Genomic DNA, 20,915 nt, shown 5'->3' on the forward strand with positions numbered 1-20,915 from the left:
GCTGGGCTGAAAGGCCCGGCACCACGTCACGAGCTTCGAAGAGACCATCCGGAAGGTGCTCTAGGCACGGGGCCGGTGTTAGGCCCAGAATCGGAATCGGAAACGAGAGGACTCGCGGAATGGCCATCGAAGTTCGTCCGGCGACGCAGTTCGAGGACGTAAAGGCAGTGCTGGGCCCCAAGCGGCCTGATGCCAACGTGTGCTGGTGCCTGAGCTACCGCATCCCCTCCAGGCAGCACCTGGGGTTGCGCGGCCCGGAGCGCGGGGAACTGGTCAGGCAGCTGACCGGCCAGGATCCGCCGCCCGGCGTGCTCGCGTACGACGGCGAGGAGGTGGTGGGCTGGGCGGCTGTCCATCCGCGCGCCGACACCAGTTTTGCCCGCAATCGCAAGATCCCCCACGTGGACGACCTCGACGTGTGGTCGGTGTGGTGCATTCGGGTGCGGCCCGGGCACCGCGGCAAGGGAATCTCCCACCAGCTGTTGAAGGGCGCCGTCGACTTCGCCCGCAGCTACGACGCGCCGGCCATCGAAGGCTATCCGGTCGATAACCAGGGCCAGCACGTGGACCTCACCATGGCCTATGTGGGCACCCGGAAGCTCTTCGAAGAGGCCGGGTTCGCGAAGGTCTCCACCACGGACTCCGTCATCAACGGCTTTCCGCGCGTGCTGATGCGCCTGGATCTCAATGAGAGTATGGATCATGGCTTCGAAGAATGACCCCGCATCCGACCCCGACGTCGACGCGGAGGGCCAGCATGGCGGTGTCCAGTCAGTGGACCGGGCGCTGGCGGTTTTGCAGATCCTGGCCAGGGACGGCCATGCGGGCGTAAGCGAAATCGCCGCGGAGATGGGAATCCACAAGTCCACCGTCTCCCGGCTGCTCGGTTCGCTGGTGAGCAGGGAGATGGTCCACCAGAATAGCGAGCGCGGCAAGTACCAGCTGGGCTTCGGCATCCTGAGGCTGGCAAGCTCCATTCCCGGTCGGCTCAGCCTGGTCCGTGAGGCCCGGCCGGTAATGGAAAGCCTTGCCGAGGAATTCAAGGAGACGGTGAACCTCGCCGTGCTGCGCTCCAACTTCGCCGTCAACGTGGACCAGGCCATGGGTCCGTCAACACTGGCTACTTATGACTGGGTGGGCAGCCTGACGCCGCTCCATGCGACGTCGAGCGGGAAAGTGCTGCTGGCGGCACTGTCCGCTGACGAACGGGACCGCGTCCTGAAGGAAACCGGGCTTCCGGCCCGGACGCCGCGGACCATCACCAACAGGAACAAGCTCGAAACGCAGCTCCTCGACGTCGCCCGCGACGGCTACGGAGTTGTCCGCGAGGAGTTCGAAATCGGCCTCAACTCGATGTCCGTGCCGGTGTACAACCATGTGGGCGCAGTAATCGGGGCGGTCAGCATTTCCGGGCCCGCCTTCCGTTTTGATCCGGAAAAGGCGCCGGGACTCCTCGAGGCGTTGAAAGAGGCCGGGCTACAGATCAGCGCAAAGATGGGCTACACGGGCGCCCCGTGATCGTGCCTGTGGCCGGGCTGCGGTCCTTCGCGTGGGGGGCTTGATGTGATGGCGTAGTACCGGCGGTCCTGGCCCTCCTCGATTCCCGGAATCAGGTCGAGGCCCACGGAGCCGTCCACGGCGAAGCCCTTGATGTCCTTGCCGAACTCCGCTCCGTGGCCCACAAAGTATTGAGCGATCCGGCCGTCCGCGAATTCGGGCAGTACTGGGATTTCCCAGTTGAACGGTCATGGTTTTATGGCTGATTCACGGGGCGGGACGCCGCCGCAGTCAGCGGGCACCGAGGTCACTGTCAACATACGAGCCGGGGCGATTTCCGTTGTCGTGTTGGCAATTGCAGCCCCCATCCAGCTGCAGCCGAACAGTCACTGGAGTTGAGGACTCCAACTGGATATTCACGAACTCCTTCCCGTCGCTGCTAACCCGGAGAGTCTGTTCTTGGTCGTGGTGCTGGGACATGTAAATAACCTTTGCCATGCGTTGGAGATGGGTGCTCGGCGGCACGGGCCGGAACAAGCCGCGTGCCGCCGAGGTGGGTTGCTACTTAAGGTGCGCAGCTATTTACTGTCCGGGTCCGGATGCCGGGCCTCGACCGCCGGGATGCTCCCCGTGGGAGTCCCTCCCAGACAGTCCGAGTCGGGGCACTTTTCGGCGCAGTCGTGCTTTGTTACGAGGTCGAACTGCACGCCGCCGTGTTGTTCCACGCCAGTGCGTATGGCCCGCTCCACTACGGATGTGGCCAGGCGACGCCGCAAGGAGAGGGGATCGCGACGCAGGTCCTTGGTGAGGGCAAAGCAGAGCAACAGCATGACGATGACGAACGGTAGCGCTGCCACGATGGTGATTCGTTGCAGGCCAGCCAAGGCTTCTGATGGTTCATCGCCTCCGGCCAGCAACATGACCGCCGCCACGGCGCCGGTGAGGCAGCCCCAGAAGATGACCACTCCGCGGCGGGGGTGCTCGGCGCCGTTGGAGCTGAGCGATCCCATCACGATGGAGGCAGCGTCGGCGCCAGTGATAAAGAAGATAGCGACCAGAACCATGGCCAGCACGATAACGGCCGTGGTAGCCCAGTCAGGCATGCTCAGGTTCTTAATCAGGTCGAAGAGCGCTCCGTCGAAGTTGACGGACGGTGTCCCGTTGACCATGGTGACCAGGCCGGGGGTATTGGCCTTGTCGGCTTCCTGCTGGACGTGGAAGGCGGCGCCTCCGAAGACGGCAAACCAGATCACGCTGACGACGCTGGGCACCAGCAGCACACCGGTGACGAACTGGCGGATGGTGCGGCCGCGGCTGATGCGGGCGATGAAGAGGCCCACGAAGGGAGTCCAGGAGATCCACCAGGCCCAGTAGAAGATAGTCCAGCTGGTCATCCAACTACGCAGTGACTCATCGCCGACCGCTTCAGTCCGGGACGACATCTCGGCCAGGTCGCGGGCGTAGTCGCCAACCGCGGAGGGGATCAAGTTAAGGATGAAAAGGGTGGGGCCGGCGACGAAGACGATGAGTGCTAGGACGACGGCCAGGACCATGTTGATGTTGGAGAGCCACTGGATGCCGCGGCTGATGCCAGAGACGGCCGAAGCGACGAAGCATAAGGTCAGGACGGCGACGATCGCCACGAGCACGGGGGTGCCGATTTCGCCGAACCAACCGTTGGAGGTCATGCCGCTGCCAATCTGCAGGGCGCCCAGGCCCAACGATGCAGCGGTACCAAACAAGGTGGCGAAAATGGCCAGGATATTGATGAACTTCCCGACTGGCCCTTCGACCGTCCTGACACCGAAGAGCGACGTGAAGGCGACGGAGATCAGTTGCCTGCGACCCAAGCGGTAGGTGCCGTAGGCCATTGCGATGCCGACAACTGCATACATGGCCCAGGGGTGCAGGGTCCAGTGGAAGATCGAGGTGGCCATGGCAGTCTGGATGGCTTCGGGGGTCCGTCCGTCCACGGTGCCGGGCGGGGGAGAGATGTAGTGGTAGAGCGGCTCGGCCACGCCGTAGAACATCAGCCCGATGCCCATGCCGGCGGCGAACATCATCGCGACCCAGGAGACAGTGCGGAATTCGGGCTTTTCGCCGTCCTTGCCCAGCGGGATGTCGCCGAACTTGCCCAGGGCCAGCCACAGGACGAAGATCACGAAGAGAGATGCCATGAGCATGAAGAGCCATCCGGTGTACTCCATGACCCAGTTGAGGGCACCCGTGGAAGTGTCGGACAGACTGTCGCGTCCCACGAAGCCCCAGATAACAAAGGCAATGGCGATGACGCCTGTGATCCCGAACGTGATCTTGTCGAGAATGAGCTTATGGTTCCGGCGATCCGCAACTGCTTGCTCGGTCTTGGCATGACGCAGCTCTTCGAGGATCTGCTCGTACTCTTCGACGTCCGGCAAGGTGGTTGCGCCTCCTTCCTCCGGATCGAGGACAGCGGGGTTTCTGTCTACTTCGCCGGAGACACCAATGACTGCTTTACTCTTCTCCCCACTTTGAGGTTCTTCGTTACGCGGAGCCTCTGCCACCCCGGTGTCAGCAGGCAACTCCTCGGGTGTATGGGATTTTAGGTCACTATTAAAAGCCATGAGCGGGTCCTTTGCTCGGTGAGGCATGGGCCTGCGGTTAAACATGGCCCTCGGGAGTCAGACCGGGCGGAAGGTTGGGGGCCTCGTCCGATTCGATGATCATGATGTAGCCGTCGACGATTTGCACTTCGTGGGTGCGTAGCGGCAGTTTGGCTGGGGGTGCATCCAAGGCTCCAGTGCGGAGGTTGAACCTGGATGCGTGAAGGGGGCACTCGACCCAGCAGTCCTCTACGTAGCCGTCAGCCAGTGAGGCATCTTGGTGTGTGCACGTGTCGTCGATGGCGAAGATCTCGCCGGTTTCAGTGTGGAAAACGGCGATTGGCGGAGCAGTCTCGAGCCGTAGCGCCTCCCCGGCAGCGAGTTCACTGAGCGGGCAGGCCTTGTGCATGGGGCACCTCTTTTATGTTCAGGGGATTGAGTTTGCGCCAAGTGGGTTAGGACGGGATCGTTCCGCATGACTCAACGGAAATCGCACTAAGCAACAGATTGCGCCTGATAACGGCGGATGTCAAGGGTTTTCGCTGATATGGCGGGGATCTTGACACGCAACGTGGGATACGTCACGCTGTTGCATATCGCGATCACCGTTGCGTAAGAAGCAGTTGAGGTGTGAAGTATGGAGACGCTTGCTGTCGTTGGAGCATCCCTCGCCGGCCTCTCGGCTGCCCGTGCTGCCCGTGCGCAGGGTTTCGCCGGACGGCTGATCATCATAGGAGATGAACCACACCGTCCGTATGACAGGCCCCCACTGTCAAAGGACTTCCTCCTGGGCACAATTACGACTGAGGACCTCTTTCTGGAAACTGATGGAGACGGTCTCCAGGCAGAGTGGATTCTGGGCGTCGGTGCTCTCGGTTTGGACGCGGAGACCCGGACCATCCATCTGGCAGATGGACAATCCGTCACGGCTGACCGGATCGTCATTGCTACGGGCGCCCGTTGCCGGCAGATCCCCGCCTTGAAGGGCCTGGACAATGTCTTCACCCTGCGGACCATCTCGGACGCACAAGGACTGGCCTTAAAACTGGTTGCCGACGACCGCATAATCATTATCGGTGCCGGCTTCATCGGTGCTGAGGTCGCCTCTGCCGCTGCATCACGCGGCATGGATGTCACCATGATCAATAACAACGCCGCGCCATTCACCGCGCAACTTGGCCCGGACATGGGCGCCACGGTGGCGAAGCTCCACACCTCGAAAGGCGTCGAACTTATCTCAGGCACCGCGATCGAAGAGTTCGACACGACCGACCGAGAGGTCACCGGCCTCCTGTTGGCTGACGGACGCCGACTTCCCGCAAACGTCGTAGTGGTCGGAATTGGCGCCGCGCCGAACATTGAATGGCTCGAAGGCTCCGGGGTGAATCTTTGCGACGGCGTACTATGCGATTCCATGGGCCGCACCAATGTCCCAGGCATCGTCGCCGTCGGAGACTGTGCAGCATGGTTTGAAGGCGGACTCGGCCGACACCGCCGGGTTGAGCACTGGACCGGCGCGCTGGAGCGCGCTGCCCTCGCTGTCCAGGCGCTGCTCGACCACGGCGCGCCTCAGCAGCCGCTGAAACCGTCCTATTTCTGGTCCGACCAACACGGCGTGAAAATTCAGTTCGCCGGCCACTCTGCAGGGTACGACCGGTTGAAAATTGAAGCTGGCGACCCGCAGGACCACAACTTCCTTGCCATCTACTATCAGGGCGAGACCCCCGTGGCAGTACTTGGTATGAACCAACCGCGGCTGTTCACCAAGTGGCGTCGCAGCATCGGCAATCCCACTGCCAGGCCAGCCCCGACCGGGCTCTTTTCCGCAGCAGCATCGCTCGCAACACCAATTTCTTAGTCTTACCAAGCTTCCACACGCAATATCGCAGTGCACTTCTGAGGAGGAGAAATTTTGGCCCCTGAAGTAACCACCCCGAGCCTCATCCCCACGCTGCCGGGATCGACTTACGTGGATGCGGCCGTATTCCGCGCCGAGCAGGAGCGCATTTTTGAGCAAATGTGGTTCTGTGCCATCCGGGCCGCGGACCTGGACAAGCCCGGTGCTTGGCGGACCGTCCAGGTTGGCCGCGAGAGCGTGCTGATCACTCGTACCCGTAAGGGACAGATCCGCGCCTTCTACAACATTTGCCGGCACAGAGGTGTCAAGCTGTGCATGGAGGAGCGGGGTGAAGCTGCCCGCAACTTTCAGTGTCCCTACCATGCCTGGACCTATGACTTCGATGGCAAGTTGATTGCCGCTCCAAACCTGACCAAGATGCCGGACATCGACCGTGACGAATACGGCCTGGCGAAGGTCCACATCCGCGAGTACCTTGGCTACGTATGGGTGTCCCTGGCTGACGAGCCGCCGTCATTTGAGGAAGACGTCATTGGCGCCATCGAGGAGCGTCTCGGCAGCGTGCATGCCATCGATGGCTACGACGTCGCCAACCTCAGTCTCGGGCGCCGCATCAAGTACGACGTCAAGGCCAACTGGAAGCTCATCATTGAGAACTTCATGGAGTGCTACCACTGCGCCACGATTCACCCTGAACTCACCGAAGTCCTTCCGGAATTCGCCGACGGGCTTGCGGCGCAGTATTTTGTTGGCCACGGCGCCGAATTTGGTGCTGACGTCAAGGGCTTTACTATCGACGGCTCCGAGGGCCTGGACCTGATTCCAGGTGTCAGCGAGGATCAGGACCGTCGCTATTACGCCATCACCATCAAGCCCACGGTGTTTGTGAACCTCGTTCCGGACCACGTCATCATCCACCGGATGTTCCCGATGGCTGCCGACCACACGATCGTCGAGTGTGACTGGCTGTACCTGCCCAGCGTGGTGGAGAGTGGAAAGGACGTCACGGCGTCGGTAGAGCTGTTCCACCGGGTGAACCAACAGGACTTTGATGCCTGCCAACGGTGCCAGCCCGCTATGGGATCAAAGATCTACGCTAAGGGTGGCGTACTGGTTCCCAGCGAGCACCACATCAGTGCCTTCCATAACTGGATCAAGGAAGTTGTAGGGGACGTCATTCCGACTCTGTAGTCGTGCGCCCAATTGCCCGCCGATAGGCCCGACCTCTGCGGTCGGGCTTATCGGCGCCTGAAGCCTATCTTCGCGCTAATCGACAGGCCAGCCTCGCGGAGCCCTTCGATGAGTCCGGGATCCTCTTCCGGAGTGAACCGGAACGCAGGACCGGAGACACTCACGGCGGCGATTACATTCCCGAGATGGTTATAAATGGGAACTGCGACCGCTGTCAGACCGACCTCGAACTCCTCGTGGACTACCGCGTAGCCCTGACGGGAAATTTCAAGCAGCTGCTTCTCCAGTTGCGCACGATTTGTCACGGTACGCGGAGTGCGGGCAGGCAGGCCGACGGTCTTGAGGATGGTGTCCCTTTCGTCGGCCGAAAGGGCAGCAAGCAGAACCTTGCCGCTCGACGTGGCATGCAGGGGCGTCAGGCTGCCGACCCAGTCGTAGGTTGCGAGCGTGGAGGGGCCCATGGCCTGGTCCACGTTGACGGCGTAGTTCGATCGCAGGACAGCCAAGTTCACGGTTTCCTTGTAGTGCGCAGCGAGGCTCTCCAAAACGTCTCTGGCCTCGCGCACCACGCTCAACCGGCCTGGAATGGACGATGCCAACCGCAGAATTCCAAAGCCCAGCTGGTACTTGCCGCGTTCGCTGTTCTGGCGGACCATTTCACGACCCACCAGGGACCCCACCAGGCGGGATACTGTGGATTTGTGGACGCCCATCTCCTCAGCGATCTCACTGACGCCGGCATCACCCTCACGGGCGAGGATATCCAGGATCTGGAGGGCACGGTCCACCGATTGGACGCCTCCGCCCTGTGCGTCTACGCCCTGATCCGGGTGGTTGCGTGCGGCCATGTCGCTTCGTGTCCTTGTCCATGCGGAGTACCCAGGCCTGGAAGTCCCAGCCGAACTGCCACCTCGTCATGTTTCATCCTAGACCGGCTCAGGCGCTGGCTCGTCAACCGGCACCTCAGCCTTCACGCGGCCGAGAATTCCAAGACTAAAAACCGGGCGCCCCAAATGTGGGGTGCCCCTCCGGTGGCTGCAGACGACGTCGTGCGCACCTTCAGCATCCGGAGATCCACGGCTGTGTTTAGGTTTTGCGTATGAGGAATTAGGTGCTGCCCCGCCGCCCGAAAGCGATGCTTCGATGAGCTACCTCCCCAGGTTTTCAGGCCATCGAAGCATCGTTCACGGGAACGGGACGGTCCAGCCATGGGGGGAACTGGGGGAGGCCCGGGTACCAGGCCAGGCCTCCCGTAGTGCAGGACTCGGTGTGTGTCCTGAGATTTCTTAGCGCCCGTGTATCAGGCTGAGCGCCTCAGCCCGGGCCGCCGGCAAACGGAGCTCCCCGCGGACGGCTGAAGTGATGGTCTTGGCCCCGGGCTTGCGGACGCCGCGCATCGACATGCAGAGGTGCTCGCACTCAACTACCACAATGGCCCCCAGGGGCCGCAGCGAACTGACCAGCGCATCAACGACCTGGGTTGTCAGCCGTTCCTGGACCTGGGGCCTGCGTGCAAAGACATCGACGAGCCGGGCCAGCTTGCTCAGTCCCGTGACGAGCCCCTCAGCCGATGGGATGTAGCCAACGTGGGCTACGCCGTGGAACGGCACCAGGTGGTGCTCGCAGGTGGAGTAAAAGGGGATGTCCTTGACGATGACCATTTCTCCGTGCCCAAGGTCAAAGGTCTTATCGAGCACGGCCAGTGGGTCCTCATGAAGCCCGCCAAATATCTCCGCCGCCGCCCGGGCTACCCGAGCGGGCGTATCCACGAGCCCTGGCCTGTCCGGGTCCTCTCCGATCGCAAGTAGATATTCGCGGACGGCCTGCTCAACCCGCGGCCCGTCCACACTGGTGGACGCTGTTGCCGTCGACATGTCGGCGCTCACGCTTCGGCCCGTTCCAGCCGCACGATTACGGACTTGGATGTCGGCGTACCGCTGGTGTCGGCTACCGAATCGAGCGGCACGAGCACGTTGGTCTCCGGGTAGTAGGCTGCCGCACAGCCCTTCGGCGTCGAGTACGAAACGATCCGGAAGTTGTCCGCCCGCCGCTCTGTCCCGCGGAACTCGGAAATCAGATGAACCATGTCACCGTCCCTGAAGCCCAGCTCAGCGATGTCAGCCTCGTTGACAAGAACCACCCGACGCCCACCGTGGATACCACGGTATCGGTCATCCTTGCCATAGATGGTGGTGTTGTACTGGTCATGTGAGCGAAGCGTTTGAAGGACCAGCCGCCCCTCGGGGATTTTGATGAATTCCAGCTCATTGCCGGTGAAGTGGGCCTTGCCTGACGGGGTCTCGAACTGTCTGGCGTCCCGCGGAGGGTGGGGGAGGACAAAGCCGCCAGGGTGCTGGATCCGCTGCTCGAAATTTTCGAAGCCGTCGATGACCGCCTCGATGTGCTTCCGGACCAGGGAGTAGTCGTCTTTCATCGAGAGCCAGGCAGCTTTAGGCATGTTGGGCAGTGGGAGGTTGTCACTGTCGGTGAAGAGCTTATGGGCGAGGTTGCACACTATGGCCACTTCTGAGTGGAGGTGCTCGCTTGCCGGCTTAATGCGTCCGCGGGACGCATGGACAGCGCTCATGGAGTCTTCCACCGTCACTCGCTGGTCGCCGGTGCGCTGCGCGTCCTTCTCGGTCCGACCCAGCGTCGGGAGGATCAGCGCGCGTCGGCCCGTGGACACGTGGGAATGGTTCAGTTTCGTGGAGATCTGTACCGTCAGGCCTGTGTTGGCCAATGCCCGCTCCGTGACCTCGGAATCCGGGGCCGCCCGGACGAAGTTTCCGCCCATCCCAATGAAGACGCGGACTTTGCCGTCCCGCATGGCGCGAATCGCCGCAACGGTGTCGTAGCCGTGCTTACGAGGGGAAAGGAACTTGAACTCCTGGTCCAGCCTGTCATGGAACGACTCTGGCATCTTTTCGAAGATGCCCATGGTCCGGTCGCCCTGGACGTTCGAGTGGCCGCGTACGGGGCATACTCCTGCTCCGGGCTTGCCGATGTTGCCTTGGAGAAGCAGCACGTTGACGACGTCGCGGAGGGTGGGAACTGAGTGTTTGTGCTGTGTCAGGCCCATGGCCCAGCAGACGATGGTGGCATTGGAGGCCAGCAGGCGTTCGCCCGTGGACTTGATCTGCTCCAAGGTCAGGCCCGTGGCTTCGACTATCTCACTCCACTCGACCTTTTCGAGGTGCCACAGGTATTCGTCGATGCCCACGGTGTGGTTCTTGATGAATTCGTGGTCCAGGACTGTAGTCAGTCCCGGGGTCTTCCTCCCCTGCGCCTCCGCCTCGAGGAGGTATTTGCCAAGCCCTTGGAAGAGGGCCTGATCCCCGCCGGCCCGGATCTGTAGGAAGTCGTCGGTCAGTTGCGTGCCCACGAGCGTGCCGGAGATCGTCTGTGGATTCTCGAACCGGAGGAGCCCGGCCTCGGGAAGCGGGTTGACGGAGACGATGACGGCGCCGTTCTTCTTCGCTTTTTCCAGGGCGCTGAGCATGCGCGGGTGGTTAGTACCTGGATTCTGCCCGGCAACGAAGATCAGCGAAGCTGTCTCCAGGTCGACGAGGCTGACCGAGCCCTTGCCGATGCCGATGGTTTCAACGAGGGCTGAGCCCGTGGACTCGTGGCACATGTTGGAGCAATCGGGGAGATTATTCGTGCCAAGTCCCCGCACGAGGAGTTGGTAGAGGAAAGCGGCTTCATTCGAGGTCCGCCCGGACGTGTAAAAAACTGCCTGGTCGGGATGATCCATTTCTTTCATCTCCTGGGCGATCAGCTCATAGGCTGCCTCCCATTCGATAGGCGTGTAGTGCGTTGCCCCCTCGGCCAAATGCATCGGGTGCGTCAGCCGGCCCTGCTGACCCAGCCAGTAGTCGTCCCGCGTTTTCAGGTCCTCGATGGAGTGTTTGGCGAAGAACTCGGGGCTGACGCGGCGGCGCGTGCCCTCCTCGGCCACTGCCTTCGCACCATTTTCGCAGAACTCAGCCGCGTTGCGCTTTTCGTGTTCAGGCCACGCGCAGCCCATGCAGTCGAACCCGTCGACCTGGTTGACTGCCATCAGCGTTTGGACACTGCGCAGCGGACCCATCTGCTCGAGGGAGATCTTCAGCGAATTCACCACCGCGGGGATTCCGACGGCCTTGGTCTTGGGTTTGGTGACGGTCAGCTTTGACTCGTCGATGTTATGTAGGGGAGCTCTTGAAGCCATGTGATCTTCCCTTCAGATCTTGGCAGGAAAACGGGTGTGGGCTGCAACTCTTTGAGGCCATGTGCTTTGCTGCTGCGTCGGCAGACTGTCCACGAGGCCCGGGAGGCGCGCCAGGTCATTGAAGGTGTAAACGTGGAACCCGGCAAAAAGAGGATCTCCCGCCAGCTCGTGATGAACTTGGCGGATCAGCTGGGCACTGTCGTAGTTAAAGTCGCCACGCCGCCACAGGGCACCCGCCATTCCTGTCCCGCGGGCCAGCTTGATGGAGCGGCCTACGCCGAGGCGCGCTCCCATGGACACCAGCTTCTTGATGGAGACCGGACCCGGGACCCCAACCCACACCGGAAGCATTACGTCGTTTTTGCGGATCGCCCGGAGGTAACGGCTGATTGCCTGCGTGGAAAAGCACATCTGAGTAACCAGTGAGGAGGCCATGGGCGCCTTGGCCCGGAGGCTGCTCATGAGCTGCTCCTGGCTGAGCCCGGGGTGGCCTTCGGGGTAGCCTGCGATGCCCAAGGAGAACTTAGGCGAGTACGCCTTGACCGCATCCAGGAGTTGTCCGCTCCATGAGTAGGGACCAGCAGGCGTGCGCCGGTCACCGGCAACGAGAAACAGCTCGGAAACTCCCGCGCCCTGCAACTGCCGCAGCAGGGAATGCAGCTCGGCCTGGCTGGTAATGCTTCGGGCGGCGAGATGGGGAACTGTGTGGTAGCCCAGTCGCGCGAGATTTGTGGATGCTTCTACGGTCCGGGCGGGACCGTGATGCGGAAGGCACGTCACACTGACGGAACCCGGTGCATCGAAGGCCAGGGGGAGTTGGGTGAGCAGATCGGCAGACGGCACAACTTCCAGCCGCACCCTTGCAGCAGCTTCCTTGCTCATTACGCTCCGTTCTTTGAGCCGACCCGTCCAATGCCCGGTGGGGGGCAGCGTCCATTCGGAGGGGAAAGCTTGACATTCCTATGCTGATATAGTGATATATCAGTTCTAGGAATACTATGTTCATGGAGCCTTCACGTCAAGGCTCAGTTGTACGTCGGGAGGGACTTGGAAATGGCAAGTGGTGGCGGATTGACGGTGGATGCGGGAGGATCCTACCTGCCGGGGAGGCAGGACGACGAGTCCTTCGCCGACTTCGCCTATAGGGTCTTGTGCGACGAATTAATCGTTCTGGACATCAAACCGGGTGAACCCCTCAACGATGAAGTGATTTCCAGGCGCCTCGGGGTTGGCAGAACGCCGATCCGGGAAGCTATGAAGCGGCTCGAGAGCGACCATTTGGTGGTGGCCTATCCCCGGCGGGGAACCTTCGCCGCGGGCGTGGACATAACTGATCTGGCTGAAATCTCCGAGATACGCCAACTCCTAGAGCCTGCAGCAGCATCGCGCGCTGCGCGGATGGCGTCGCCGCAGCTTCGGCAGGAGCTCAGGGACTTCGCCCGGGAAGTCGGGCAGCTTCTGCCGAGGATGCACTCGCAACGGGATCTCATGCGCCTGGACATGCGGGTCCACCGGATGATCTACCGGGCCACTGGAAGTCGGCACCTTGAAGAAGTCCTGATTCGATACGACAACCTGGCAACGCGGATTTGGAGCCTTGTGCTGGAAAAGCTACCGCCAGTGTCGGAGCATATTGCCCAACATATTGAGCTTCTCGAATGCATCGCGGAAGGGGACTCCGAAGCAGCTGCACGGCTGACCACCCAGCACGTCGCCGACTTCGAGAATCTGATCAGGGCCGTCCTGTAAACCATCTGGCCTGGAGCCGCACGGCATGACCTCAACCAGGAAAAACTGCGCCTAGAACGCCAAGGATGGCCTTGGCTTTGGTGTGGATCTCTGCCAGCTCATCGTCTGGGTCGGAATCGGCTGTAATGGCCCCGCCGATACCCACGGACAGCCGCTGCCGTTCCGCAGGAGGGGTGTGGAAGACGGCGCTGCGAATGGTGACCGAAAGGTCTGCGGCACCGTTTGGGGAAAAATAGCCAACCACACCTGAATAGGGTCCGCGCGGTTGGGATTCCAAGTCGTCGAGGATGTCCATGCTGCTGATCTTGGGTGCCCCGGTCATGGAGCCGGGAGGATAGGCAGCTGCAACAACAGCCGTCCTTGACCGGTCACGGGAAATTGTGGCCTCTATGGTGCTTACCAGCTGGTGCACCGTTGTGTAAGACTCCAGGTCGCAGAGCCGTGTCACGGAAACTGTTCCCGGTTCGGCATGGCGGGACAGGTCGTTTCGCATCAGATCCACGATCATGATGTTCTCGGCCCTGTCCTTTGCCGAGGTCATCAGGTCATGCTTCAGCTGCCTGTCTGCCCGGGGCGACGTGTCCCGCCGTCGGGTTCCCTTGATGGGTTCGGCACGGACGTGACCGCCGGCGGTGATACTGAGGAACCGCTCCGGGGAGGAACTGGCGATGGTTACTGCACCAAGCTGGACGAGGCTTGCGAACGGCGCCGGGCTGGCCCGGCGTAGTCTGCGGTATAAGTCCCACGGATCCATGCGCTCGTGGAGGTTGGTGAAGATTTGGGTGGTGAGGCACACCTCATAGGAGTTTCCCTGCACGATTTCGTCCTGGGATGCGGCGATTTTTTCAAGGTAGGACCGGCCGGAGTCCGCTGCGCTGAACTGTACGGCCGGCAACCGGCTGCTGAGGGGCCGGGGCACGGAAGGCAGGCGCCGGATGCGTCGGGCGACGTTCCTGCACCATTGCTGGCCCTCTGCGCCGGCTTCGGCAAGAAGGTACAGGCAACGTGCCTCGTGGTCGAACACCACGGCCCGGCTGCAACGGATCAATGAGGCATCTGGCAGGGGTGATTCCACCGCGTTACCGCCACACTCGCGTTTGAGCTCGTAACCCAAGTAGCCCAGCCAGCCGAGGGCGAACCCCAAGCCGGGGGGAAGAGTGGGAACCGGTGCCTGGCTGGTGCCCCAGTTCCTGTCCAGCCAGCTGAAGAACGGACCCTGAAACCTCGCTATCACCAGCTTTGATTCCATGATGGTCACACCGTTCAGGTGCTGTGCCCTCATTCCGCGGGCGCCGGAATCGTCAGCCATGATGCTGTAGCGGTTACGTCCGGCCGCGGGGTCCACTGCCGCGTTCGAACTGTCCAGCCAGACGCGGTGGCTGGACAGCCCGTAGAGCTCGTGGAAGGCTGCTTCCGGATCCGGGTATTCCGCAAGCGGCACACAGTGGAGGGCAGGGGTGGCAGGCAGTGTCCGGAGACCGCGAACTGCGGCGAGAGCGGGAAGCTGCGCCAGGGCCTCGGCAGCGTGAACGGGCGCTTCAGGATGCGAAGGGTCCAGGACTGTGATGTCAGCCGGGGCCCCTACCCGGCCGTTCTTCGGCCCGGCGAGTATTCGGAGCAGGCAGTTTCGGGTGTCGGCCCGGCTGGTCATGAGGACAACTTCGGGGCATTCGCCGGGCGCGTGCAGCACCTCCCGGTCGGTTTGAGTTCGCACCGTGCAGAAGGAACTCAGCACCCGTTCGAGCGCGGAAACAAAGACTAGCCCTTCAGGCGTATCCCCGCCCTCGACGGCCACGACAACGGATTCCAGGTGCTGGCAGCTGTTTTTGCCGTGGATCACCCGGCAGTTCCAGGGACCAAAATACGCGACTGTTTCCGCGCGGCCTCGGTTGTGTGCAGGAGAAGCAGGGATGTGGTGACGGAGCCGACGCCGCCGGGGACGGGGGTCAGTGCCGCGGCAACGCCACGCACGCTGGCTTCGTCGACATCCCCCACGAGGGAGCCGTCGGGAAGGACATTGGTGCCGACGTCGATCACTACGGCAGCGGAAGAAATGTGGTCGCCTTTGAGCAGGCCGGTCCGCCCGGCCGCGACGACCACGACATCGGCGGTCTTCGTGTATTTCTCCAGCGGACCTGACTTGGAGTGGCAGACGGTAATGGCCGCGTCGCGTCCCAGCAGCAACAGGGACAATGGCATCCCCACGACGGCGGAACGGCCAATGACGACGACGTTCCGGCCTGCGAGTGGGATGTCGAAGTGGTCAAGGATCTCGATTACGGCGCGGGCCGTGGCAGGTGCGAACGAGGGCTGCCCGACAGCCAGTCGGCCAAGACTCAACGGGTTTGCGCCATCAATGTCCTTCTCCGGGGCAATGTGCCCGACCAGCACATCTGTCTCGACACCGGGAGGCAGAGGCGTCTGGAGGATGATGCCGTTCACTGACGGATCAGCGCTGAGGTCCTTTAGTGCAGCGGCCAAGACCTCCCCGCTAGCATCGTGGCCAAGCTCCACAATCCGGCAACTGATCCCGGCCCTTTCTGCAGCCCGTTCGATGGACCGGACATACCAGTGCGTGGAGCCGTCGTCCGTGGCCACCACCACTGCGAGCGTCGGGTGCAGCCCGTCGGCCTCGAGGCCCCGGGCCTCATCGTGGGCTTTCTGCTGAATGGTCTTTGCCAGCGTTTTTCCGGAGAGGAGTGAAGTGCTCAACCGAGAATCCTTTCGCGCACACGCCGTACGAGGGAGTCCGCTGCCAGGATGACCTTTTCCTCCAGGCCGTCGGTCTGGTCAGCCAACCGCGAACGGGTTGCGGCGTCTTTGATGGCCACCACGTTAATGTCGATGTTCACCCGGGCCGTGGTGGCGGCTGCCCGGGCTGCGTCGACGGCAGCGGCGACGTCGCTGATCACGTTGGCGTTCGCGACCTCGAAGAGTTCCGTGGCAAGATCCACGATGGCGCCGGCGAGCCCGATGAGCTGGGCGGGGGGTTGCGCGGCCAGGATGAGGGCTTCCTGGATGGATGCCGTTCGTGCGGCCCTAAGATCTTCCTTACCGGACGGAAGTTTGTACGAATCGATGACGCCTTGGAACGCATGTTGGTCAGCGTCGGCCAGGCGCAGGGCCTCGACTACGAGTCCGTCGGCGGCGCTGATGGTCCTTTGAACGAGTTCGGCGTGCTGCTCGTATTTCGCACCGGTGGTGTATCTGGCAACCATGGCGACGAGCGCTGCCCCCTGAGCGGCGTGGAGTGCCGCGGCTGCGCCGCCGCCTGGGGTGGGTTCGCGTGAGGCAAGGTTGGCGAGGTATTCGGTGATTGTTTCTGAACTGATCATGTGTCTTCCTGGGCTGAAGCTCGAGTCGACTGGGCGGGGTATGGGACGAGCCATGGAAGAGCGGCGGCCCGGACTCTGGTTCGAGGCCATGAGTCCGGGCTGCGCGCGCCCTTTAATGGTCCGGCGATTGGTTAGCCGCGGAGCCTGGTCATCGTGGGGTCGTAAAGCGGATCTGCGGTGACTGTGGCTTGGATGCGCCGTCCGAAGTACTCGATCTCGACGGAGTCACCAACGGAGACAGCGGCCGGGAGGTACGCGTAGGCGATTGGCTTGGCAACGGTGTAGCCGTAGGCGGCACTGGTGACATAGCCGACCGCCTGGTCTTTGTAGAACACCGGTTCCTTGCCCAGCACGATGCTGCGGCCGTCATCGACCGTCAGACAGCGCATGCGGCGGGCGGAGCCTTCCTCGGTGCGGCCTTCCAACGCGGCCTTTCCGACGAAGCTTTCCTTGGTCATCTTGACGGCGAATCCGAGGCCGGCTTCCAGGGGGTCGTGCTCGGTGGTCATGTCAGTGCCCCACGAGCGGTAACCCTTTTCGAGACGCAGCGAGCTGAAGGCGGCCCGGCCCGCGGCGATAACGCCGTGAGGCTGTCCGGCCTTCCACAGGGCATCCCAGAGGCGCTGCCCATTGTCCGCGCTGGTGTAGAGCTCCCAGCCCAGCTCGCCGACGTAGGACAGGCGCATCGCGGTGACGGTGACGCCGCCGATGACTACCTTTTTGGCACGGAAGTAACGGAGGCCGTCGTTGGAGAAATCGTCGCTGCTGACGGTGCTGATGAGGTCCCGTGCAAGGGGGCCCCACAGACCAATGCAGCAGGTGCCCCCTGTCGTGTCGCGCACCTGTACCCAGTCGTTGGCGGTACCGCTTTCCGTCTGGTGGCGTGCGGCCCGCTCAAAGTAGGCGGTATCGATGTTTCCGTTGGCTCCGAGCTGGAAGGTGTCTTCGCTCAGGCGGGCAACGGTGATGTCGCTTCGGATGCCGCCGGCGTGGTCCAGCAGGAGGGTGTAGGTGACTGCGCCGGGCTTCTTTGTCATGTCCGCGGTGGTGAGTTCCTGCAGCAGCTTCAATGCTCCCGGGCCGGAGACCTCTAGGCGCTTGAGCGGAGTCATGTCGTACATGGCCACTGCCGTGCGGGTCTTCCAAGCTTCCGCGGCGGCAATGGGCGAGCTAAACATCCCCGACCAGGCATCACGGGCCGGGGGCTGCCACTCAGCAGGCATCTCCTTCAGCAGTTCCGCGTTGGCTTCGAACCAATAGGGGCGTTCCCATCCGCCGCCCTCCAGGAAGAATCCTCCCAAGGCCTTGTGGCGGGCGTAAAAAGGGCTGACTCGGAGGTTGCGGGGGGAGAGCTTGGACTGGAGCGGGTGGAGGACGTCGTAGATTTCAACGAAATTCTGCTGTGACGTTTCGCTGACGTATTCCGGGGTCAGCTGGACCTCTTCAAAGCGGTGAATATCGCAATCACCCAGATCGATCTCCGATCTGCCGGTGGTCAGCAGTTCGGCAACGGCGCGGGCGATACCGGCTGAGTGGGTCACCCAGACGGCTTCGGCGACGAAGAAGCCGTCCAACTCCTTGGACTCGCCCACCAGGGATCCGCCGTCGGGGGTGAAGGAGAAGATGCCGTTGAAGCCATCCTCGATGTCGCTTTCCCGCAGCGCCGGCAGCATGCGCTTGGTGGCTTCCCATGCCGGGAGGAAGTCTTCCAGGGTGAAATCGAGCCGGGAGGGCATGTTGTGTTCGCTGATCGCGGCCGGCTCGTAGGTGGCCAGGTCCGCAAGGTCCACGGGCATGGGGCGGTGGGCGTAGGAGCCGATGCCGTAGCGTTCGCCGTGCTCGCGGTAGTAAAGGTCCTGGTCCTGGTGTCGCAGGATGGGCAAGGAGGCGCCGTTGGGCAGGTCGTTCTTGCCTTTCAATGCCGGCACCGGTGTGGTCTTGACGTACTGGTGGGCCAAGGGCAGAAGGGGGACGGACATGCCGATCATTTCGCCGATCTTGGCCCCCCAGAAGCCTGCGCAGGAAACCACGATGTCCGCGGGGACAACACCTTCGGAGGTCTGGACGCCCGTGACGCGCCGGCCGGACTGTTCAATACCCGTGACCGTGGTGTTGCCCCGGTACTTGACGCCCGCGGCTTCCGTACGCTTGATCAGCAGCTGAACGGCGCGGGCGGCGTTGGCCAGGCCGTCGCTGGGGACATGGAGTCCACCCAGGATGTCTTCCTCGTTCAGGAGCGGGTAGAGCTCCATGCACTCTTCACGCGAAAGGATCTTGCCGCTAATTCCATACGATGCGGCGTATCCGAGCTTCCGCTTCAGGTCCGCGAGACGGGTCTCGGTTGTGGCGACCTCGAGACCGCCGACCTGGTTGAAGCAGTTGACGCCGTCCTCGGTTAAGGACAGCAGCTTCTCCACCGTGTACTTGGCGAAGAGCGCCATGGACTTTGAGGCGTTGGTCTGGAAGACGAGACCGGGGGCGTGAGACGTGGAGCCCCCGGGCATGTTCAGCGGTCCCTGGTCCAGGACGGTGATGTTGTTCCAACCCCGGGTGACCAGTTCGTCGGCCAGGTTCGTGCCGACGATTCCAGCTCCGATAATGACAATGCGTGGCGTCGATGCCATGTGGTTTCTCCTGCTGATTTTCGTGTGTTGTCTTTGCTGGTTCGGTGGTCGTGTTTAGCGGAACACGACTGTGCTGGTTTGGTCCAGCAGCACACGGTGTTCGCAGTGCCACCGCACGGCGCGGGACAGTGCCAGTGCCTCGGCGTCCTGTCCAACCGTTGAAAGGGCGGTCGGTCCGTAGCTGTGGTCGACCCTGATGACTTCCTGTTCGATGATTGGCCCCTCATCCAGTTCCGCGGTTACGTAGTGGGCCGTGGCGCCCACTAGCTTGACTCCACGGTCGTAGGCCTGGTGGTAGGGGCGTGCACCCTTGAACCCAGGGAGGAATGAGTGGTGGATGTTGATAGCCCGGCCTTCCAAAGAGCGGCAGAGGTCGTCGGACAGCACCTGCATGTACCGGGCGAGCACGACGAGGTCGATGTTATTCTCGTCCACCAGTTCCAAAAGGCGCCGTTCGGCATCCAACTTTGTATCAGGGGTCACGGGGAGGTAGACGAAGGGAAGGCCCGCGGCCTCGGCCATCGCCCGGTGGGTTTCATGGTTGGAAACGATAAGGGCGATGTCGCCCCCGAGGCTTCCGCCCCGCCAGCGGAAGAGCAGGTCGTTCAGGCAGTGGCCGAACTTGGACACCATCACGAGGACGCGTTGCTTGGTCTGGTCAAAGAAGCTGAATTTCATGTCGAACCGGTCAGCGATCGCACGGAATTCTTCCTGGAGCCTCTCCGGGGTGTGGTCCGCCGAGCCGGAGAAGGCGGTGCGCAAATGCAGCGTCTGGCGGAGGCCGTCGTCGAACTGCTGGTGTTCGTCGATGTTAAAGCCACGCTCAAAGAGGAAGGTCGTGACCGCCTGGACGATGCCCGCGCGTTCGCCGCACGACAGTGTGAGCACGAATTTCTGCGTTTGGTCTTCCACGCGGGCCTCCGACTGAGTCAGCGTGCTGGTAGATGAGTCTGTCGCCACTAGGGTCATGTCTCCTCCTTAGATATATTTCAAGAATCACAACTGATATATTAGCGTGGAACTCAGCGTATACTGGTCAATGGGTGAGGTCAATAGCCTTCTTGGCTTGAATGAAAAGGGGACCACGTTATGGCTTTTGAAGTTCTGGCAATCGCTGACGATGCGGCAAAGAGGTCGTTGGCTGACGTAGCCTACGAGCGCATCCTGGACCGGCTGCTGATGCTTGACATCAAGCCCGGCGATCTCCTCAATGACGACGACCTCGCCAAGGACCTCGGCGTCGGGCGGACTCCGGTACGTGAAGCCTTGAAGCGGCTGGAGCTCGATCGCCTGGTAGTTTCCTATCCGCGAAGGGGAACTTTCGCGACGCGAGTGGAGGTCACCGACCTTGCGTTCATATCCGAAATACGCACCCAGCTCGAACCCCTTGCCGCCTCCCGGGCTGCGCGGGTGGCGACGGAATCGGTGAGGGAGCGATTGCGGGGTGTTATGCGCGATGTCGAGTCTTTCGACACCAGTACGGCATCCGTGGTCGAAACCCTGCGGCTGGATGCTCGGGTGCACCAAGGCATATACGCCGCCGCCGGCAATCCCCACCTCGAGGACGTTCTGATTCGCTACGACAATCTCGCGACACGAATCTGGTGCATGGTCCTGGATCGCCTTCCCGACCTTTCGCGCCACGTGCATGAGCACGAGGACCTGCTCCGTGCCGTTATCGACGGTGATGAGATTCAGGCGGCCGAGCTCGCGCGCATCCACGTCAGCGGCTTTGAGCGCGCTGTACGCGAAGCTCTTTTCGCCGCCTAGGTGTACTGTGCCGGGACGTTGTTGACACGTAGGGCTTGAAAACGAGGAGGACCTCCGGGCTAAGTGGAGCTGTCTAGTTCACACACTTTGCACACGGAG

At 62.1% G+C, this 20,915-nt stretch carries 18 protein-coding genes; 6 read left to right on the plus strand and 12 right to left on the minus strand.

What is annotated here, in order from left to right:
• Positions 1-119 precede the first annotated feature (119 nt).
• Positions 120-719, plus strand: a complete 600-nt coding sequence (locus tag ACZYZ5_RS15935; protein ID WP_463902971.1) for a GNAT family N-acetyltransferase — start codon at positions 120-122, stop codon at positions 717-719.
• Positions 703-1,518, plus strand: coding sequence for an IclR family transcriptional regulator (locus ACZYZ5_RS15940; protein WP_463902972.1), 816 nt, complete (start codon positions 703-705; stop codon positions 1,516-1,518). The genes ACZYZ5_RS15935 and ACZYZ5_RS15940 overlap by 17 nt, the downstream gene beginning before the upstream one ends.
• Here ACZYZ5_RS15940 and ACZYZ5_RS15945 read toward each other — a convergent pair.
• From ACZYZ5_RS15945 to ACZYZ5_RS15955, 3 genes are all read right to left on the minus strand, one after another.
• Complete coding sequence (locus ACZYZ5_RS15945; RefSeq protein WP_463902973.1) at positions 1,500-1,682, minus strand: SRPBCC family protein; 183 nt, start codon at positions 1,680-1,682, stop codon at positions 1,500-1,502. The genes ACZYZ5_RS15940 and ACZYZ5_RS15945 overlap by 19 nt on opposite strands.
• A 393-nt stretch (positions 1,683-2,075) precedes the next feature.
• Positions 2,076-4,127, minus strand: coding sequence for a BCCT family transporter (locus ACZYZ5_RS15950; protein WP_463902974.1), 2,052 nt, complete (start codon positions 4,125-4,127; stop codon positions 2,076-2,078).
• 10 nt (positions 4,128-4,137) lie between these two features.
• Positions 4,138-4,488 carry a bifunctional 3-phenylpropionate/cinnamic acid dioxygenase ferredoxin subunit gene (locus ACZYZ5_RS15955; protein ID WP_463902976.1) on the minus strand — a complete coding sequence of 117 codons (351 nt, stop codon included), beginning with the start codon at positions 4,486-4,488 and terminating at the stop codon, positions 4,138-4,140.
• Positions 4,489-4,716: 228 nt separating this feature from the next.
• Here ACZYZ5_RS15955 and ACZYZ5_RS15960 point away from each other — a divergent pair, with 228 nt between their 5' ends.
• A complete protein-coding gene (locus ACZYZ5_RS15960) occupies positions 4,717-5,937 on the plus strand; it encodes an NAD(P)/FAD-dependent oxidoreductase (RefSeq protein WP_463902977.1) in 1,221 nt (406 codons plus the stop codon).
• A gap of 54 nt (positions 5,938-5,991) precedes the next feature.
• Positions 5,992-7,128: an aromatic ring-hydroxylating oxygenase subunit alpha gene (locus ACZYZ5_RS15965; protein ID WP_463902979.1), complete on the plus strand. Its 1,137-nt coding sequence runs from the start codon at positions 5,992-5,994 to the stop codon at positions 7,126-7,128.
• A 47-nt stretch (positions 7,129-7,175) separates the two neighbouring features.
• Here ACZYZ5_RS15965 and ACZYZ5_RS15970 read toward each other — a convergent pair whose 3' ends face one another.
• The 4 genes from ACZYZ5_RS15970 to ACZYZ5_RS15985 all read right to left on the minus strand — a co-directional run bounded on the left by ACZYZ5_RS15970 (position 7,176) and on the right by ACZYZ5_RS15985 (position 12,220).
• On the minus strand, positions 7,176-7,976 hold the full coding sequence (locus tag ACZYZ5_RS15970) for an IclR family transcriptional regulator (protein ID WP_463902980.1): 801 nt from the start codon (positions 7,974-7,976) through the stop codon (positions 7,176-7,178).
• A gap of 438 nt (positions 7,977-8,414) precedes the next feature.
• Complete coding sequence (gene folE / locus ACZYZ5_RS15975; protein ID WP_463902995.1) at positions 8,415-9,002, minus strand: GTP cyclohydrolase I FolE; 588 nt, start codon at positions 9,000-9,002, stop codon at positions 8,415-8,417.
• 8 nt (positions 9,003-9,010) lie between these two features.
• Complete coding sequence (locus tag ACZYZ5_RS15980) at positions 9,011-11,338, minus strand: FdhF/YdeP family oxidoreductase (RefSeq protein ID WP_463902981.1); 2,328 nt, start codon at positions 11,336-11,338, stop codon at positions 9,011-9,013.
• A 12-nt stretch (positions 11,339-11,350) separates the two neighbouring features.
• Positions 11,351-12,220 carry a methylenetetrahydrofolate reductase gene (locus ACZYZ5_RS15985; protein ID WP_463902983.1) on the minus strand — a complete coding sequence of 290 codons (870 nt, stop codon included), beginning with the start codon at positions 12,218-12,220 and terminating at the stop codon, positions 11,351-11,353.
• 171 nt (positions 12,221-12,391) lie between these two features.
• Here ACZYZ5_RS15985 and ACZYZ5_RS15990 point away from each other — a divergent pair, with 171 nt between their 5' ends.
• Positions 12,392-13,087 (plus strand): GntR family transcriptional regulator, encoded by a 696-nt coding sequence (locus tag ACZYZ5_RS15990; protein ID WP_463902997.1) that lies wholly within the window; start codon positions 12,392-12,394, stop codon positions 13,085-13,087.
• A 31-nt stretch (positions 13,088-13,118) separates the two neighbouring features.
• Here ACZYZ5_RS15990 and ACZYZ5_RS15995 read toward each other — a convergent pair whose 3' ends face one another.
• The 5 genes from ACZYZ5_RS15995 to purU all read right to left on the minus strand — a co-directional run bounded on the left by ACZYZ5_RS15995 (position 13,119) and on the right by purU (position 20,015).
• Positions 13,119-14,927: an anthranilate synthase component I family protein gene (locus ACZYZ5_RS15995; RefSeq protein WP_463902984.1), complete on the minus strand. Its 1,809-nt coding sequence runs from the start codon at positions 14,925-14,927 to the stop codon at positions 13,119-13,121.
• Positions 14,924-15,799 (minus strand): bifunctional 5,10-methylenetetrahydrofolate dehydrogenase/5,10-methenyltetrahydrofolate cyclohydrolase, encoded by an 876-nt coding sequence (locus ACZYZ5_RS16000; RefSeq protein WP_463902986.1) that lies wholly within the window; start codon positions 15,797-15,799, stop codon positions 14,924-14,926. Before ACZYZ5_RS16000 ends, ACZYZ5_RS15995 begins: the two co-directional genes overlap by 4 nt.
• Positions 15,796-16,422: a cyclodeaminase/cyclohydrolase family protein gene (locus ACZYZ5_RS16005; protein WP_463902987.1), complete on the minus strand. Its 627-nt coding sequence runs from the start codon at positions 16,420-16,422 to the stop codon at positions 15,796-15,798. The genes ACZYZ5_RS16000 and ACZYZ5_RS16005 overlap by 4 nt, the downstream gene beginning before the upstream one ends.
• 131 nt (positions 16,423-16,553) lie before the next feature.
• Positions 16,554-19,046 (minus strand): GcvT family protein, encoded by a 2,493-nt coding sequence (locus ACZYZ5_RS16010; protein ID WP_463902988.1) that lies wholly within the window; start codon positions 19,044-19,046, stop codon positions 16,554-16,556.
• A 54-nt stretch (positions 19,047-19,100) separates the two neighbouring features.
• Positions 19,101-20,015: a formyltetrahydrofolate deformylase gene (gene purU / locus ACZYZ5_RS16015; RefSeq protein ID WP_463902990.1), complete on the minus strand. Its 915-nt coding sequence runs from the start codon at positions 20,013-20,015 to the stop codon at positions 19,101-19,103.
• Between the two features lie 120 nt (positions 20,016-20,135).
• On the opposite strand from purU, the gene ACZYZ5_RS16020 reads away from it, so the two are divergent.
• Positions 20,136-20,816, plus strand: a complete 681-nt coding sequence (locus tag ACZYZ5_RS16020; protein WP_463902992.1) for a GntR family transcriptional regulator — start codon at positions 20,136-20,138, stop codon at positions 20,814-20,816.
• Positions 20,817-20,915: the final 99 nt, after the last annotated feature.

This window comes from Pseudarthrobacter ribosi (assembly GCF_055412865.1).

Excerpts from the sequence above, each read along its gene's own strand:
- ACZYZ5_RS15935 (WP_463902971.1), top strand. The coding sequence starts at position 120 with ATGGCCATCGAAGTTCGTCCGGCGACGCAGTTCGAGGACGTAAAGGCA.
- ACZYZ5_RS15940 (WP_463902972.1), top strand. The coding sequence starts at position 703 with ATGGCTTCGAAGAATGACCCCGCATCCGACCCCGACGTCGACGCGGAG.
- ACZYZ5_RS15950 (WP_463902974.1), bottom strand. The coding sequence starts at position 4,127 with ATGCCTCACCGAGCAAAGGACCCGCTCATGGCTTTTAATAGTGACCTA.
- ACZYZ5_RS15955 (WP_463902976.1), bottom strand. The coding sequence starts at position 4,488 with ATGCACAAGGCCTGCCCGCTCAGTGAACTCGCTGCCGGGGAGGCGCTA.
- ACZYZ5_RS15960 (WP_463902977.1), top strand. The coding sequence starts at position 4,717 with ATGGAGACGCTTGCTGTCGTTGGAGCATCCCTCGCCGGCCTCTCGGCT.
- ACZYZ5_RS15970 (WP_463902980.1), bottom strand. The coding sequence starts at position 7,976 with ATGGCCGCACGCAACCACCCGGATCAGGGCGTAGACGCACAGGGCGGA.
- folE (WP_463902995.1), bottom strand. The coding sequence starts at position 9,002 with ATGTCGACGGCAACAGCGTCCACCAGTGTGGACGGGCCGCGGGTTGAG.
- ACZYZ5_RS15980 (WP_463902981.1), bottom strand. The coding sequence starts at position 11,338 with ATGGCTTCAAGAGCTCCCCTACATAACATCGACGAGTCAAAGCTGACC.
- ACZYZ5_RS15985 (WP_463902983.1), bottom strand. The coding sequence starts at position 12,220 with ATGAGCAAGGAAGCTGCTGCAAGGGTGCGGCTGGAAGTTGTGCCGTCT.
- ACZYZ5_RS15990 (WP_463902997.1), top strand. The coding sequence starts at position 12,392 with ATGGCAAGTGGTGGCGGATTGACGGTGGATGCGGGAGGATCCTACCTG.
- ACZYZ5_RS16005 (WP_463902987.1), bottom strand. The coding sequence starts at position 16,422 with ATGATCAGTTCAGAAACAATCACCGAATACCTCGCCAACCTTGCCTCA.
- ACZYZ5_RS16010 (WP_463902988.1), bottom strand. The coding sequence starts at position 19,046 with ATGGCATCGACGCCACGCATTGTCATTATCGGAGCTGGAATCGTCGGC.
- purU (WP_463902990.1), bottom strand. The coding sequence starts at position 20,015 with ATGACCCTAGTGGCGACAGACTCATCTACCAGCACGCTGACTCAGTCG.
- ACZYZ5_RS16020 (WP_463902992.1), top strand. The coding sequence starts at position 20,136 with ATGGCTTTTGAAGTTCTGGCAATCGCTGACGATGCGGCAAAGAGGTCG.